The 15,123-nt window shown below is 56.5% G+C and carries 14 protein-coding genes; 1 reads left to right on the plus strand and 13 read right to left on the minus strand.

Features of this window, described 5'->3' with window-relative positions:
* Positions 1–5: 5 nt before the first annotated feature.
* The 11 genes from R0135_RS03875 to leuC all read right to left on the minus strand — a co-directional run bounded on the left by R0135_RS03875 (position 6) and on the right by leuC (position 13,069).
* Entirely contained in the window at positions 6–1,292 is a 1,287-nt protein-coding gene (locus R0135_RS03875) for a bifunctional folylpolyglutamate synthase/dihydrofolate synthase (protein ID WP_407348936.1), read from the minus strand.
* Positions 1,285–2,502 (minus strand): acetyl-CoA carboxylase, carboxyltransferase subunit beta, encoded by a 1,218-nt coding sequence (accD, locus tag R0135_RS03880; protein WP_407348937.1) that lies wholly within the window; start codon positions 2,500–2,502, stop codon positions 1,285–1,287. Before accD ends, R0135_RS03875 begins: the two co-directional genes overlap by 8 nt.
* Positions 2,503–2,553: 51 nt before the next feature.
* Complete coding sequence (gene trpA / locus R0135_RS03885; RefSeq protein ID WP_407348938.1) at positions 2,554–3,384, minus strand: tryptophan synthase subunit alpha; 831 nt, start codon at positions 3,382–3,384, stop codon at positions 2,554–2,556.
* Between the two features lie 7 nt (positions 3,385–3,391).
* Entirely contained in the window at positions 3,392–4,612 is a 1,221-nt protein-coding gene (trpB, locus tag R0135_RS03890; protein ID WP_407348939.1) for a tryptophan synthase subunit beta, read from the minus strand.
* A complete protein-coding gene (locus R0135_RS03895; RefSeq protein WP_407348940.1) occupies positions 4,609–5,250 on the minus strand; it encodes a phosphoribosylanthranilate isomerase in 642 nt (213 codons plus the stop codon). The genes trpB and R0135_RS03895 overlap by 4 nt, the downstream gene beginning before the upstream one ends.
* A 61-nt stretch (positions 5,251–5,311) precedes the next feature.
* Positions 5,312–6,166: a tRNA pseudouridine(38-40) synthase TruA gene (gene truA / locus R0135_RS03900; protein WP_407348941.1), complete on the minus strand. Its 855-nt coding sequence runs from the start codon at positions 6,164–6,166 to the stop codon at positions 5,312–5,314.
* On the minus strand, positions 6,159–8,630 hold the full coding sequence (locus R0135_RS03905) for a FimV/HubP family polar landmark protein (protein WP_407348942.1): 2,472 nt from the start codon (positions 8,628–8,630) through the stop codon (positions 6,159–6,161). Before R0135_RS03905 ends, truA begins: the two co-directional genes overlap by 8 nt.
* Before the next feature lie 224 nt (positions 8,631–8,854).
* Positions 8,855–9,883 (minus strand): aspartate-semialdehyde dehydrogenase, encoded by a 1,029-nt coding sequence (locus R0135_RS03910; protein ID WP_407348943.1) that lies wholly within the window; start codon positions 9,881–9,883, stop codon positions 8,855–8,857.
* 14 nt (positions 9,884–9,897) lie between these two features.
* Positions 9,898–10,989, minus strand: a complete 1,092-nt coding sequence (gene leuB / locus R0135_RS03915; protein ID WP_407348944.1) for a 3-isopropylmalate dehydrogenase — start codon at positions 10,987–10,989, stop codon at positions 9,898–9,900.
* Positions 10,986–11,639, minus strand: coding sequence for a 3-isopropylmalate dehydratase small subunit (leuD, locus tag R0135_RS03920; RefSeq protein ID WP_407348945.1), 654 nt, complete (start codon positions 11,637–11,639; stop codon positions 10,986–10,988). Before leuD ends, leuB begins: the two co-directional genes overlap by 4 nt.
* Positions 11,636–13,069, minus strand: coding sequence for a 3-isopropylmalate dehydratase large subunit (gene leuC / locus R0135_RS03925; protein WP_407348946.1), 1,434 nt, complete (start codon positions 13,067–13,069; stop codon positions 11,636–11,638). Before leuC ends, leuD begins: the two co-directional genes overlap by 4 nt.
* A gap of 98 nt (positions 13,070–13,167) precedes the next feature.
* On the opposite strand from leuC, the gene R0135_RS03930 reads away from it, so the two are divergent.
* A complete protein-coding gene (locus R0135_RS03930; RefSeq protein ID WP_407348947.1) occupies positions 13,168–14,088 on the plus strand; it encodes a LysR family transcriptional regulator in 921 nt (306 codons plus the stop codon).
* On the opposite strand, the gene R0135_RS03935 is transcribed toward R0135_RS03930, so the two are convergent.
* Positions 14,075–14,584, minus strand: a complete 510-nt coding sequence (locus R0135_RS03935; RefSeq protein WP_407348948.1) for a PaaI family thioesterase — start codon at positions 14,582–14,584, stop codon at positions 14,075–14,077. The genes R0135_RS03930 and R0135_RS03935 overlap by 14 nt on opposite strands.
* A gap of 45 nt (positions 14,585–14,629) precedes the next feature.
* Positions 14,630–15,097 carry a flavodoxin gene (locus R0135_RS03940; protein WP_407348949.1) on the minus strand — a complete coding sequence of 156 codons (468 nt, stop codon included), beginning with the start codon at positions 15,095–15,097 and terminating at the stop codon, positions 14,630–14,632.
* Positions 15,098–15,123: the final 26 nt, after the last annotated feature.

A 15,123-nucleotide genomic window follows, 5' to 3' on the forward strand; every position in this document is an offset into this window, starting at 1 on the left:
GGTCTTTAGTGCCCGTCTGAGGTGCCTGGAAGTTCGAGGTTCAACAGGCTCATTATACCTGCAACACTGTGAAAAGAGCCGCAGACCACCAAACGATCTCCGGGAGAACTGCCCGCAAGCAACTGCCCCCAAACGGCATCGGCGCTAAACTCACGCTGGGGGATAGCTACCCCCACATCATCCAGGGCCTGCCAGATAACTTCTGGCGACTCAGCACGGTCAATACCGGGAATCGCCAATGCACAGGCTCCATCCACACCGGTCGCCAGACATGCCGCCATGGCGTTCAGATCTTTGTCTCTCATCAACCCCAGGGCCGCGATGGTTTGACCCTGAATAGGAACAGCCTTGAGATAATCCACCAAAGCCTGCATGGCCGCAGGGTTGTGTGCCACATCCAACAGTAACTCTCTATCGGCAACCGCAAGACTTTGCCTGCGTGCAGGCACCACAAGATGCCCCAGCGCCAGCGCAGCCTTGCGTTTATCAAAAGCCGCTCCTACAAGACAGGCACTGACCTGGATCGCTGCAGCAACATTGGCCGGACGCAGACCATCAGGAATAGGAAAGACTGCAGCGTCTTGCTCACCGCCAAGCTGCACAAAGAGTTTCTCAGCGTCGCTGCGCCAGAACCACTCCTGGCCAGCTCGCACAGCAATGGCGCCGATATCATTGAGAGTGTGAAACAGTGTGGCTGGATAGCGGGACTCTGCAAGAATAACGCTACGCCCCGCACGGGCTACCGCCGCCTTCTCAGGTGCGATTTTCTCGACCGTATCACCCAACCAATGCTGGTGATCAAGATCAATAGCGGTGATTACCGCAAGATCAGCGTCGATCAAATTCACCGCATCGAGTCGACCCCCAAGGCCGACTTCCATGATGGCAACATCAACGTTCTGCTCTTTAAAAATCCAATAGGCCGCCAAGGTCGCGAATTCAAAATAGGTCAGTGTCACGTCGCCGCGCGCTGCCTCTATGGCGGTAAATGCGTCGAGAATTTGCGCATCACTGACGGTTTCGCCATTCACGACGATTCGCTCATTAAAGCTCAGCAGGTGTGGTGAGGTGTAACGCCCGGTGCGCTTACCCTGGCTGCGCAAAATAGCGTCGGTGCTATAAGCCACACTACCCTTGCCATTGGTACCCGCCACGGTAACAACGTCAGGGCCATAGGGCAGCAGATTCAGATTTTGTGCAGCGACACGAACTCTTGCAAGTCCCAGGTCGATATCGACGGGATGCAGTTGCTCGAGATACCGCAGCCACTCCCCAAGAGTACGCTCAGACATCCAACTTTTTGTCGGAAGACTCCCCATTGGCCTCGGTATCAGAGGCGCTCTCAACGTCTGGCAATGACTCATCTTCTACGAGCCCGGATTCATCCTCTAATGAGTCTGACTCGCTGTCTGCAGCGCTATCAGTCTGCTCGTTATCGGCTGCATCATCAGCAGAGCTGATGGACTCTTCTTCGCTTTCGGCAGAGACGTCGGCGCCCTCATTGTCGCCTTCATCAATGTCGGATTCCGCCAAAGCTTCGGGCTGTGATGGCTCACTGCCTTCCTGAGTCTCGCCGTCGACCACAGCCCCCTCTGGGACCATCGCCTCAACGCCAAGCTCTGCTGCCGTCTCCAAAGAAGCCAAAGCAGCAACCCCTGTTAGCTTCGCAAGGATGCGAGCAATGGTGTCGCGCAACTCCAAACGAGGGACGATCATATCGATGGCCCCATGCTCCAAAAGAAACTCGCTACGCTGAAAGCCCTTGGGAAGCTTTTGTCGAATAGTTTGTTCGATAATGTTGGGGCCCGCAAAACCAGCTCGGGCGTCTGGCTCCGCTATATTTAAATCACCCAAAAGAGCCAACGAGGCCGATACGCCACCGTAAATGGGATCAGTAAGTACCGACACATAAGGTACCGACTCGCTGTGCATGCGCTCGATAACGGCACTGGTTTTCGCCATTTGCATGAGCGAAATCAAAGCCTCCTGCATGCGGGCTCCGCCAGAAGCGGCAAAACAGACAAGGGGAATACGCTCCTTGAGCGCAAGCTGTGCCGCTTGAGAAAACTTCTCTCCAACCGCCTGGCCCATAGAACCGCCATGAAAGCCAAACTCAAAAGCCACAGCGACAACGGGCATCGTGTGCAAGGTGCCACGCATGGCCACCAGCGCGTCGCGCTCACCCGTGGACTTCTGCGCTGCCGCCAGCCTTACGGAGTACTTCTTCTTATCTCGAAAACGAAGGCGATCAACGGGCTCAATGTTCGCGAACACTTCCTCGCGACCATCCTTGTCCAGGAAGATATCCAGGCGTTTGCGTGCACCCACACGCATGTGATGCTCACACTTGGGGCACACATTGGCATTGCGCTCAAGGTCCGGGCGATACAGCACCGCCTCGCACTTAATGCACTTGGTCCATACACCTTCGGGCACGGTTGCCCTTTTGGCGCCTTCGGCTTTACTGATGCCCGAGGGCAGTATTTTGTCGATCCAGCTCATGGAGCTCTCTCCAGCACGCGATACCGAGGCATTATACGCATCCTTGGGGCCTTAGGCTGCGTCAGAAAAATTGCCATCAACGTGCTCACGAATATCAGTGAGCATCGCTCGCGCCGCCGCCAGGACCGCGGCGTCATCGCCACCCTCCTTGGCAACATCAGCAAGGCGCTGCACCAGAGCGGAACCGATCACAACACCATCAGATACCGCTGCTACGGCCGCTGCGGACGGCCCATCCTTGATACCAAACCCTACACAAATCGGTAATGTCGTATGGCTGCGTATCTCTGCGACTGACCGAGCCACAGCCTCTCTATCAAGATTGCCAGCGCCGGTGACTCCCTTGAGCGACACGTAGTAAATAAAGCCACTCGCTTCTTCGGCGATCAGATCCATACGGTCCGCCGGGGTCGTCGGTGCGATGAGAAAAATATTGTCCATACCCACACGGCGCAGTTCGTGATTCAAACCCGCTACTTCCTCGGGAGGGATATCCACCGTAAGCAGCGCGTCTACCCCGCTGGCCGCAGCGCGATCAGCGAATTGAGCGTGCCCCATATGCTCTACGGGATTGGCATAACCCATAAGCAGCACCGGCGTCTTCTGGTTATGTTTGCGAAATTCGACCATCACATCCAGCACACCGCGCAAACGCATACCCCGCTCCAGCGCCCGCTCGTGCCCCCGCTGAATCACCGGTCCCTCGGACATGGGGTCAGAAAACGGCACACCCAGTTCAATAATGTCGGCACCCGATTCCACCAGTGCAAGCATCAGATCAACGGTGATCTCAACACCGGGATCACCGGCGACAATATAGGGAATCACCGCCTTTCGTCCGCGCGCTTTTAGATCGTTAAAACACTCTGCAATTCGACTCATGAGCGCCTTACACCTTTATCCCTTCAAGACCGGCGACGGTGAGGATATCTTTGTCACCCCGGCCAGACAGGTTGACGACAATATGTTGGTCTGGCGTCATGGTCGCCGCCAGCCGCTCGGCGTAGGCAAGTGCATGCGCTGTTTCAAGCGCCGGCATAATACCCTCTACACGCGTAGTTTTATGAAAGGCAGCCAAAGCCTCCTCATCATTTGCAGACACATAGTTCACCCGGCCAATGTCCTTCAGCCATGAGTGCTCTGGGCCCACACCCGGGTAGTCAAGCCCTGCAGAGACTGAGTGGGTATGGATGATTTGCCCGTCTTCATCTTGCATCAGATAGGTCCTATTACCGTGTAGGACTCCGGGGGATCCTGCTGACAAGGGCGCAGCGTGCTGTCCGGTCTCGATACCCAAACCGCCAGCTTCAACTCCGTACATGGCTACGGTTTCGTCGTTCAAAAACGGATGGAACAAACCAATCGCATTGGAGCCCCCACCGACACAGGCTACCAGCGCGTCGGGGAGCTTTCCGTTCTGCGCCAGGCATTGAGCGCGGGCTTCGCGTCCAATCACACACTGAAAATCCCGTACCAGCATGGGGTAAGGGTGCGGGCCGGCCACTGTTCCAATAATGTAGAAGGTGTCATCGACGTTTGTGACCCAGTCCCGCATCGCTTCATTCATAGCGTCTTTAAGAGTAGCGGAGCCTGAGGTCACGGGCACCACGGTGGCACCCAGGAGCTTCATTCGATACACATTCAGGGACTGCCTCTGAACATCTTCAGCCCCCATAAACACATGGCATTCCAAGCCTAGTCTCGCGGCTATTGTTGCCGTAGCCACGCCGTGCTGCCCAGCACCGGTCTCGGCGATCACTCGTGGCTTACCCATGTGCTTGGCCAGTAATGCCTGGCCAACGGTATTGTTCACCTTGTGCGCGCCTGTGTGGTTCAGGTCCTCGCGCTTAAAAAATATTCGTGCGCCGCCGATTTCATCAGACCAACGTCGCGCTTCGTACAGTGGCGATGGCCGCCCTACGTAATGCGCAAGGTCGTAATCAAACTCGGCCTGAAAGGCAGCATCTTCTGAGAGCTGCCGATAAACCGCCTCTAATTCAGCGAGCGCCGCCATCAGAGTCTCAGCGACATACTTGCCACCATAGGACCCGAATCTTCCATCCGCATCGGGCTGATTGGAAAAACTCAGGGGGTTCAAATCAATAGTCATACCGCTGCATCCTCATGCTTGCGTTCATCGGCTTGGCGCACCGCGTTCATAAACTGCCGCATGCGCTTGGGGTCTTTCTCTCCAGAGGCGTTTTCCACGCCTCCACTCACATCTACCGCCTGCGGCCTGACCTGAACAATCGCCGCGGCGACATTATCAGCCGTTAATCCGCCGGCCAAAATCCAGGGGCGATGCATTTCAGGGATCCGCTCCCAGGCAAAAGTATCGCCGGTACCACCCGGCGCATCTGGACGCCAGGCATCAAACAGTACCGCGCGAGCACCGCGGTGCTCGTCAATTAACGCCTGTATATCCACCTGCGGACGCATACTGATCGCTTTGATATAGGGTCGACCGAACTGCTCGCAGAAAGCAGCCGATTCCGATCCATGAAACTGCAGACAATCCAGAGCGCAGCGATCCAGTACCCGCGCGACTTCGTCAACCTTCGGATCTACAAATAAGCCTACGGTTGTGACAAGCGCCTGGGTCACATTTATAACCTCAGCGGCCTGCACCACGGTGACAGCACGCGAGCTGGGTGGATAGAACACCAGGCCAATGGCATCCGCACCGACTTCACAAGCCTGCTGGGCGACCGTTGCGCTGCGCACTCCGCAAATCTTGACCCGAGTCATTGCCTCGACACGTCCTTTTAACGCTTTTTCAAAAGCGCGCAATGATAGCAGAAGACCGCGCTTATTCCTGCGCTGCGGAGGGGAAGAAAGGCAGATCGGTGGCGGAGCGAACCTGTAAAGAATCAGGGTATCGAACCCCGGTGAGGTACAGGCCATGGGGCGGCGCCGTTGCGGCCGCCCGCGTTCTGTCCCGTTGCGCCAGCAAGTCTTTTAACCAGCTCTGGGGCTGCTCACCCAAGCCTACCTGCAGACAGGACCCAACGATATTGCGCACCATATGATGCAAAAAAGCATTTGCGACCACGCGAATCTGTACAAACTCCCCCCGGCGAAAAACCTGCGCACTTTCCATAAAGCGCATGGGGGTTGTCGACTGACAGGAGGCGGCTCGAAATGCCGAGAAGTCGCACTCGCCCAGCAGGTCCTGCAAGCTACGGTGCATAAGCACCTCGTCAATGGGTTGCCGCACCCACACGATACGATTTGCCAATAGAGCGGATGGCGTGCGCGAATTGGCGATCAAGTAATCGTACTGCCGGGCGACCGCACTGTGGCGAGCATGGAAGTCCTCATTCACCGACAGACCGTCGGCGAGGCGAACATCCATAGGAAGCTGAGCATTGGCTCCGACGATCCAGGCCTTGAGACTCCGGGCACAAGGCGCATCGAAATGCAGCCATTGGGCGGTAGCATGTACACCGGTATCGGTGCGCCCTGCGCAGAACACGCGTACCGGGCAGTCCGCAATTTTTGACAATGCGGTCTCGACTTCAGTCTGAACGGTGCGGACCTTGGGAAGCTGCGCCTGAGCTTGCCAGCCACTGTAGCGACTGCCGTCGTATTCAACCCGCAAGGCGATGCGCTGCCCCGGGGACAGCGTTTCGGTCGAGAAAGGCCTACTCAGAAATTCAGGCAATGCGGGTCAGAAGGTCCCGCGATTCCTGCTGTTGCTCTTCGGTACCCTTTTCAATCACTTCTTCGAGGATGCCGCGAGCGCCATCATTATCGCCCATGTCCAGATACGCGCGGGCCAAATCCAGCTTGGTAGCCATTTGGTCGGCGTCATCAGCAATGAGTAACTCTTCGGTTTCCACATCATCACTGTCCGGGGCGACACTTTGCGAAGTTGCTTCTTCGCCAGGAACCAGAGCGTCAGAGAGATCAAGTTCTTCATCGGCGCTGTCAAAGTCTAGCTCGTCGCCACTTCCATCCAAGGGGCTGTCTTCTTCGATCTCAAGGTGCGCAAATTCAATGGTCTCCATGTCTTCGTCGGCCACTGGGGCACTTTCAAACACAGAGCTCTCTACTTCGGCATCTTCAAGACTTAAGTCAAGAGCATCCAAGCCGTCGGCATCGGCATCCGTATCCAGGCTCGCAGGCTCGAGGTCCAATTCTTCACCCAGGTCCAGCGTCGCAGTCGGCTCATCTCCGGTGTCAGCCATAAAACTTGGAGCGGCAGCAGTAGCGCCCCCGGTGCCCAAGAGAGCTTCTCCCCGGGCAATAGAATCAGAACTGCCGTGCTTTCGAAGCTCCTCAAGCTGCTCCGCGGCACTCGCTTCTTCACCCATATCAACGTACAGCTCGATCAATTTGACACGGTAGGCGCCGTTGCCAGGATCGCTACTGATAGCTGTTTCAAGAAGCTCGATGGCTTGCAGGTAGCGACCATACGCAATGTAGATATCGGCCTCAGCAAGCGCATCACCGCCAGCCCCTTCATCGATATAGTCATCATGCTTGCGCTCGCCGTAACCGCGACTACCGCCGCGAGAATGCGCCTCGCCATCCGAGTCGTCAGACGCCTCTGCACCTGGCTCTTCATCAGATTCCAAGGCTACGGCTGCAGAGGACTCTGCCTCCAGGTCCAACGAATCTTCGTCCTCAAATGACTCAGTCTTCAGATTAACCCCGGCAAAGACATCGTCGTCTTCCCGCGCTGCTTGTGCGTTTCGCCCACCGGTATCGGAATCTTCATTTTGTGCGCGCCGGCGCAGCAACAGGACCACTGCTGCCACAACTGCCAGCAGGCCGCCCGATATGGGTAACCAGGGAATACCGCCTGACTGGGCGTTAGATACGCTCGCCGTGGGGCTCGGGGTCTGTGCCGCAGGCGTCGCTGTAACTACTGGCGCAGGTGCAGGCGTCGCCGCGGCAACCGCGGCGGCCTCTCGTGCCTCGCGCAGGGCCTGCTCCAGCGTCGCGATTTGCTCATCTTTTAGAGAAACAATCTGCTCAAGCGTATCCAAACGAGTGGCCATGGCATCGAGCTGAGCGGCTAGTTCGGAGGAACCCGAGGACTCGCCGGCAGGCGCAGCCTCATCTATATCGTCCGCGGCCGCATCCATAACACTGCTTGAAGTCGCACCAGCGTCTGCAGCCTGGTTTCCAGCATTTGCCGGTGCGTCTACCGATGCTTCTGCCTCACTACTGCGCGGCTGGGTATCGGCACTACTGTCCGCTGAAACGCGCAGGGTTGCTGCTGCAGTAACCCCGGGTGCGCCGCGTGCTGATCGCCATTGTTGATTTTGCTCGCGCACCTCGTCCAGGGCACGTGCCAGATCATCAGAACTAATCTCACCCGCAGCGGGGAGATAAATAATGTAACCCGCCTTGATTTGATTAATATTGCCGTTGATGAATGCTTCAGGATTCAGCCGCTGGATCTCCAGCATGGCTTGTTGCACTGACACACCTTGCGGCTTTCCCTCAGAAGCGATCTGCCACAGGGTTTCGTCGCGCTTCACCATATATCGGTTGCCAGAGCGCGGGATCTCTGCCGTCTCAGCAGAGAATGCACGCTTGGGCATTTGCCCGGCGGGAAGGCTGCTCTCTCGTAATGCTACCGAATCACTGGCGCTGCTAACTGCTTGCTGCTGTGCAGGCGGCGTCGCCAAAGCAGGCTTTTCAAGGTTTGTGTCCTGCTCAATACGCTCCACTGCAGAGACCGTGACCACATCCTGGCGAAAGGCCGGAGGATCCACTAAAACGGTGTACTCACGCAGTAAACGCCCCGAGGGCCAGCGCGCCTCGATGATCAGATCAATAAACGGTTCCAGTACCGCCTCATCAGTGCTGAGTCGAATCACCCCACGTCCGGTGTCCTGATCAACCTCGATATCGAACTTGATACTGGTAAGAAAATAACTGCGTTCCACGCCCAGGCGGTCGAAATCATCGCCCGCTGCAAGACGGATACGAATATCGTCGACTGTTAAAGCCCGCGTATCGAGGAGTTCCACCTCGGCGCGCAAAGGCTCGTTGAGGAACGATTGCATCTCGATTTCACCGAGACCCAATGCCAACGTCGGCAATGATGCCGCCGCCCCATACGCGATTACCGCTGCACGCACAGCAGCCCTGACCCCGACTCTAGTCACCATCGCCTCGCCTTTTTATTACCCTGATTAGCCATTATGCCCGAAGCTCTCGAGTCTTAGGCGCTTTACCTGACCATACCGCACATGAGCACAGAAAAAGCTTTTTACACAACAGCTTGCGTCAAATTACCTACAAAATGCTGCAACTTGTAGAAATGTAGCCTTGCGCGCGCAGCGACGTCAAGTCCGAGAGGCTTTTGGGACAAAGCCCAAAGACGACTGGATACTTAAGAAAGGAGCTTCTGGCTGATCAACAACTCGGCAATTTGCACGCTATTTAGGGCCGCTCCCTTGCGCAGATTGTCCGAAACCACCCACAGGTCCAGCCCCTTTTCGTGGGAAATATCTTCGCGGATGCGGCTCACAAACACGCCGTCTTTGCCCGCTGCATCCGTGACCGGCGTTGCATAGCCGCCATCTTTGGGCTCATCGATCACCACTACACCTGGCGCAGCGGCCAGCAGCGAGCGCGCCTCCTGGGCACTTAACTTATCGCGAGTTTCGATGTGCACTGCCTCAGAGTGACCATGAAAAACAGGCACACGAACACAGGTGGGATTCACCGCAATAGAGTCATCTTCAAAAATCTTCTGCGTCTCCCAGACCATTTTCATCTCTTCGCGGGTGTAGCCGTTGTCCTGAAAGGAATCAATCTGCGGCAGCGCATTAAACGCAATCTGCCTGGGATAGACCTTGCTCTGCGCAGGTTGCCCGTTGAGCAGACGTGCGGTCTGGCCAGCCAATTCTTCAATAGCTGACTTACCTGTGCCCGAAACAGCCTGGTAGGTGGCAACATTAATCCGCGTAATTACCGCCGCATCATGTAAGGGCTTTAGGGCAACGAGCATCTGAATGGTCGAACAATTAGGGTTGGCGATAATTCCCCGAGCGTGGAAGCCTGCGACTGCATGCGGATTTACCTCGGGCACCACCAGAGGAATATCCTCATCGCGGCGAAAGTGCGAGGTGTTGTCTATCACGACGCAGCCAGTCGCCGCCGCTATGGGCGCATATTCTTCCGACACGCTTCCGCCGGCAGAGAACAGGGCGATTTTCACTTTGGAAAAATCAAACTTCGCCAGATCCTCTACAGCATATTGCTTACCGCGAAAGTTAATGCGCTTACCCGCCGAACGCTCGGAAGCGAGCAAATACAACTCTCCAACGGGAAAATCACGCTGCTCGAGAATATCGATCATCGCTTCGCCCACCGCGCCGGTGGCTCCAACTACTGCTATGTCGTAGGTATCACTCATTACTTTGTTGTCCGTCACGCTGTCTGTGTTTTTACCAATGCCGCAACCACGGCGTTGCCCATCTCGCTGGTACTGATACTGACCCCATCGCGGCTAACAATGTCCGCAGTCCGCAAGCCCTGATCCAGAACCTGACCTACGGCGGCTTCAATACAATCCGCCCCCGCAGGACACCCCAGGGAATAGCGCAGCATCATTGCCACAGAAAGAATGGTCGCCAGTGGATTGGCCTTTCCCTGCCCGGCGATATCCGGAGCAGAGCCATGACAGGGCTCGTAGATCCCCTGCCCGCTTTCATTAAGCGAGGCTGACGGCAACATACCGATGGAGCCGGTCAACATGGCAGCTGCATCCGAGAGGATGTCGCCAAACATATTGCCTGTCACGATGACATCAAACTGCTTTGGTGCACGCACGAGCTGCATAGCCGCGTTGTCCACGTACATATGCTCCAGCTCTACGTTTGGATAATCAGCCGCCAGCTCTGTGACGACCTCCCGCCACAGTACCGTCGCCTCAAGCACGTTCGCCTTGTCCACAGAACAGACACGACCGCCACGCTTTGCCGCAAGCTCAAAAGCCAGCTTCGCAATGCGTCGAATCTCGCTTTCACTGTAGACATAGGTGTTGAAACCTTCGCGCTCGCCGTTCTCAAGCGTACGTATTCCCCGGGGCTGTCCAAAATAGATGCCGCCGGTGAGTTCACGGACAATGAGAATATCCAGCCCCGAAACAAGCTCAGGTTTTAGGCTCGAGGCATCCACAAGTTGGGGATACATGATCGCCGGGCGAAGATTGCCAAATAGGCCAAGCTCAGAACGAATTCGCAGCAAGCCCTTTTCTGGCCGCAGATCTCTGTCCAGATGATCGAAGGCCGGCCCGCCCACTGCCCCGAGCAAAATAGCGTCCGCCGCGCGGGCCTTTTCCAGGGTAGACGCCGGGAGCGGATCGCCCTCCGCCTCATAAGCGGCACCACCGATGAGTGCTGAATCGGTGCTGATATCAAGATCGTAGAGCTCGCAGACCCGCGCGAGCACCTTCTGCGCCTCCGGCACGATCTCCTGTCCGATATAGTCACCGGGGAGCAAAAGAACGGACTGCCTCATGCGCTAGCCTCCGCAGAAAAAAGCCAGGGAGAGCGACTTCTAAGCTTCTCCTCGTAGGCGCGAATCGCAGCCTCGCTTTTGAGAGTGACACCAATATCATCGAGGCCTTCCAACAAACACTGCCGTCGATACTCCTCCACCGGGAAAGGCCAGCTCCGACCATCCGCGAGGCGTACTTCCTGCTTCTCAAGATCTACGGTAATGCGGTAGCCCTCGTTGGCATACAAAATTTCGAATAGCTCGCTGACCTGCTCGGCAGTCAGGACCACGGGCAGAACGCCATTCTTAAAGCAATTGTTGTAAAAAATATCGGCAAAGCTTGGCGCGATCACACAGCGGAAACCATAATCCTCCAGCGCCCAGGGAGCGTGCTCCCTACTTGATCCACAGCCGAAGTTTTCGCGACACAGGAGCACCGACGCGCCCTGATAACGCGGAAAATTCAGGGGAAACTCGGGATTGAGTGGTCGATTACTGCAATCCTGACCGGGCTCGCCTTCGTCGAGGTAACGCAATTCATCAAACAGGTTGGGACCAAAGCCACTGCGTTTAATGGACTTAAGAAACTGCTTGGGAATAATGAGATCAGTATCCACATTGGCACGATCCATGGGCGCAATCAGACCCTCGTGTACTCTCAGTGCTTTCATGACAACTCTCCCTGAAAGTCCCTGACGTCCACAAAATGCCCGGCGATCGCCGCTGCCGCAGCCATGGCCGGACTCACCAAATGTGTTCGGCCGCCAAAACCCTGGCGCCCCTCAAAATTACGGTTAGAGGTCGACGCACAGTGCTCACCCTTGCCCAACTTGTCAGCATTCATAGCCAGGCACATAGAGCAGCCGGGCTCACGCCACTCAAGACCTGCGTCCAGAAAAATCTGATCAAGCCCCTCGGCCTCGGCCTGCGCTTTTACCTCACCGGAACCCGGAACCACCATCGCCTGCTTCACGGAGTCTGCTTTTTTACGACCGCGCACAACAGCCGCAGCTTCTCGAAGATCTTCGATACGTGAGTTAGTACAGGAACCGATAAACACCCGATCCGCTGGAATAGACGTGATTGGCGAACCGCCATGCAAGCCCATGTAAGCCAGTGCTCGAACAGTGGCATCGCGCTGCCCTGCATTACTCATAGACTCAGGATCAGGAATGGAGTCAGTCACTGCAGCCACCATCTCCGGCGAGGTTCCCCAGGTAACCTGGGGCGCGACGCTTGCGGCATCCAGATGTACTTCGCGATCAAATACAGCATCTGCATCACTGTGAAGATCGCTCCAGGCAGCTACCGCCAGCTCCCACTGCTCGCCCACTGGCGCCATGGTGCGTCCACGAACGTAGTCGATGGTCACATCGTCTACGGCAATCATGCCCATGCGCGCACCGGCCTCGATAGACATATTGCACAGGGTCATACGACCCTCCATGCTGAGAGCCTCGACCGCCTCCCCGGCGAACTCAATCGCAAACCCGGTGCCACCGGCGGTACCGATGTCACCGATGATCGCCAGCGCCAGATCCTTCGCAGTCACCCCCAATGAAAGTCGACCATCCACCCGTATTCGCAGGTTTTTCATCTTCTGCTGCACGAGACACTGCGTCGCCAAAACATGCTCGACCTCCGATGTGCCAATTCCGTGAGCGAGCGCGCCGAGAGCTCCGTGTGTACTGGTATGGGAGTCCCCACACACGACGGTCATTCCGGGAAGCGTAGCGCCCATCTCGGGACCCACAACGTGCACGATCCCCTGACGGCGATCGTTGATAGGTATCTCTTCGATGCCAAATTGCTCGCAGTTGTCATCCAGAGTCTGTACCTGAAGCCGCGACGTCGCATCAATAATGCCTGCCACACCGCCCGCCCTTTCTGCAGCATCTGTGGGCACATTATGGTCGGGCACCGCCAGGTTAGCATCCAGACGCCAGGGCTCGCGTCCGGCCAGACGCAAACCTTCAAAGGCCTGAGGCGATGTAACTTCATGGATAAGATGACGATCGATGTAGATCAGAGCGGAACCGTCCTCGCGCTCTTCTACCAGATGGGCTTCCCACAGTTTGTCATACAACGTTTTACCCGGCATAGCAGTGTGCTCTTAGCTAAAAACGCGGACATCCTAGGCTTGCATTAGAAATAACTCAAATCTATTATTTTCATACGGTCAATAACTTTTGATTATTCATGGATATCGCCAATCTTCGTGCTTTTGCCGCAGTCGCTAAGGCCCAATCATTTTCTGTCGCGGCGGAGCACCTGCACCTAAGCCAACCCGCCATTAGCAAGCGCATCGCTGTGCTGGAAACAGAGCTCAACACAACACTGTTCGACCGCCTTGGGCGGCGTATCGAACTGACCGAGGCCGGTCGCGCCCTGCAGCAACATCTGCCAAAAATAGAACAAAGTCTGCGCCAGGCCGAGCAGGCAGTGCGCGATATCAACGGGGAAATCGCCGGCCCCCTGCGCATCGCCACCAGCCATCACATAGGTTTGCACCGCCTTCCCCCCGTGCTATCTGCATTCCAGCAACGTTACCCGTCGGTGCAGCTGGCTATTGAGTTTCTGGATTCTGAGCAGGCTTATGAGCGGCTTCGCATGGGTGATATCGAATTGGCCGTGGTGACGCTCGCCCCCGGCGACGTAAGCCAGCTCAAGAGCGAAGCGATCTGGCAAGATGGTTTATCGGTGATGGTCTGCAAAGAACACGCTCTGGCCGGACGCCGAACGGTGGGTATCGAGGAGCTAGCCGGCTATGCCGCGGTGTTACCCGGACTGGATACTTTCACCGGCCAGATCGTGCATCGTCACTTCAATGAAGCCGGCGCACAACTGCAACTGCGCATGTCCACCAACTACCTGGAAACATTGCGCATGATGGCTGTGGTGGGCTTAGGCTGGACCGTGCTCCCCGACAGCATGGCTGCACCGGAACTCCAGGCACTGTCAGTCGAGGATACGCAGCTATCGCGAACCCTGGGACTGGTGTGTCATCAGGAACGGAGTCTGTCTCGCAGTGCCAGGGCATTTACAGAACTCTTGAGAGAATCTGGACAGATCCCGGCCTCCAGACGCCAAGCCCAAACGAACCGCGCTACTCGCGGATAGCACCGTCGTCGCCCATAAGCAGATTCAGCTTGTGGGCATCGCCGGGAGCAACTCCCAAACCACCATGGTCCGGGAAGTAAAACGCGCCGCTATAACGCAAAACCGGATTATCGCCGTCGTAGATAGCGCCACTGCAAAAACCGAAACGACGCTTCACCTGCACGTGGTCCGCCCGGGTCTCTAACCAACGACCTGGACGCCCGGGTGCCATAAAATCAAAGCTCAGATTTATCGTTGGCGAAGGCGCCGGTTGATCACGCAACAAGTGGATGCTGGTCGCTGCAGCGATGTCCGCCAGTGTCATAAGCGCGCCCCCATGAATGATCCCCATGAGATTCAGGTGCTGCTCCTGCACCACCAAACCAAAGCTCACCTTGTCGTCTCGAAAGCGCCGGTAAAACGGCTGAAGACGATCGCCAAAACCGAGTCCTTCGGGCAAGCGCTCGAAACCTTCTGGCACATCCATAGGCGTCCCATCGTTAATCTTTGAAGCCATGAGCAAAATATCCTGTGTGCATTAGGACGGCGATATAAGCCGCCGTCAAAAAATACCCATCTCCAAACCTACGGCAAACCCAGCGCCAAGTTCTTCTGCGCACTTCAGCGCCTCTGGATCCACAGGGCCGCGAATTATTCGTGGCTCCAGGGCCTCCGTAAAGGGAATCCCAGAGAGGATCCGCTGAGCCTCTGCAACCGCTCCCCGTCCATCGTTACCGGCCGTTACCAACAACGCGTAGGGCAGACTGCAACCAGCGCTGATCAGCGGATAAAAGATCCGGTCCAGTAAATCCTTCATTCCACCGGACAAACGCCCGGAGTTTTCAGCACAGACGAATAAAACCCCGGAGCTTTGCTTGATATCAGTGGCTCCAACATCAGCCGCCCGCTCGATACGCGCTGCCGAGTTGTGCTCTGTGGCTCCGCGCCAGCTTGCCGCGGCTAGCTGCGCAGAAGCACCACTTTGGCTGTGATAAACAATTAACACGGCAAACTCTGTCTTACCTCCCAAAGCAGGCTCGTAGATGTGGATAAAGC

The organism is Congregibacter variabilis (assembly GCF_045689235.1).
In the GTDB taxonomy this organism is placed as follows: Bacteria; Pseudomonadota; Gammaproteobacteria; order Pseudomonadales; family Halieaceae; genus Congregibacter; species Congregibacter variabilis.

Excerpts from the sequence above, each read along its gene's own strand:
- R0135_RS03875 (WP_407348936.1), bottom strand. The coding sequence starts at position 1,292 with ATGTCTGAGCGTACTCTTGGGGAGTGGCTGCGGTATCTCGAGCAACTG.
- R0135_RS03895 (WP_407348940.1), bottom strand. The coding sequence starts at position 5,250 with ATGACTCGGGTCAAGATTTGCGGAGTGCGCAGCGCAACGGTCGCCCAG.
- R0135_RS03935 (WP_407348948.1), bottom strand. The coding sequence starts at position 14,584 with ATGGCTTCAAAGATTAACGATGGGACGCCTATGGATGTGCCAGAAGGT.
- leuC (WP_407348946.1), bottom strand. The coding sequence starts at position 13,069 with ATGCCGGGTAAAACGTTGTATGACAAACTGTGGGAAGCCCATCTGGTA.
- accD (WP_407348937.1), bottom strand. The coding sequence starts at position 2,502 with ATGAGCTGGATCGACAAAATACTGCCCTCGGGCATCAGTAAAGCCGAA.
- R0135_RS03910 (WP_407348943.1), bottom strand. The coding sequence starts at position 9,883 with ATGAGTGATACCTACGACATAGCAGTAGTTGGAGCCACCGGCGCGGTG.
- trpA (WP_407348938.1), bottom strand. The coding sequence starts at position 3,384 with ATGAGTCGAATTGCAGAGTGTTTTAACGATCTAAAAGCGCGCGGACGA.
- trpB (WP_407348939.1), bottom strand. The coding sequence starts at position 4,612 with ATGACTATTGATTTGAACCCCCTGAGTTTTTCCAATCAGCCCGATGCG.
- R0135_RS03905 (WP_407348942.1), bottom strand. The coding sequence starts at position 8,630 with ATGGTGACTAGAGTCGGGGTCAGGGCTGCTGTGCGTGCAGCGGTAATC.
- leuB (WP_407348944.1), bottom strand. The coding sequence starts at position 10,989 with ATGAGGCAGTCCGTTCTTTTGCTCCCCGGTGACTATATCGGACAGGAG.
- leuD (WP_407348945.1), bottom strand. The coding sequence starts at position 11,639 with ATGAAAGCACTGAGAGTACACGAGGGTCTGATTGCGCCCATGGATCGT.
- R0135_RS03930 (WP_407348947.1), top strand. The coding sequence starts at position 13,168 with ATGGATATCGCCAATCTTCGTGCTTTTGCCGCAGTCGCTAAGGCCCAA.